Below are 254 nucleotides of genomic sequence, written 5' to 3'. Positions count from 1 at the left end.
TGCTAACATGTATTTCCATATGAGAAGCATGCTCTCTAACATGTTGAATAATTCATAAAACACCAACTATAGTAGCATCAACTTTACTTGTATCTAAGATATCTATAAAATTTTGAATATAATTAATTTACTGATTATGTGCAAATATATTTAATGTAACATAAATTTTCTTACCTGATGAATGTGCATCATCAACAGCTGCTATTAATGCCCGATCAGCAAAGTTTGCAGAAATTCCTATGAAATTAGATCCA

General features: G+C 28.7%; 1 protein-coding gene. It reads right to left on the bottom strand.

Annotated elements, in window-relative coordinates; genetic code table 11:
* Positions 1 to 127: 127 nt before the first annotated feature.
* Positions 128 to 235 carry a U32 family peptidase gene (locus AYC59_RS08470; protein ID WP_500684723.1) on the bottom strand — a complete coding sequence of 36 codons (108 nt, stop codon included), beginning with the start codon at positions 233 to 235 and terminating at the stop codon, positions 128 to 130.
* Between the last annotated feature and the right edge of the window lie 19 nt (positions 236 to 254).

This window comes from Pseudostreptobacillus hongkongensis, from assembly GCF_001559795.1.
Lineage (GTDB): Bacteria > Fusobacteriota > Fusobacteriia > Fusobacteriales > Leptotrichiaceae > Pseudostreptobacillus > Pseudostreptobacillus hongkongensis.
Note: the sequence above shows the minus strand (reverse complement) of the source record. Positions and strands in the feature narration are given on the sequence as shown.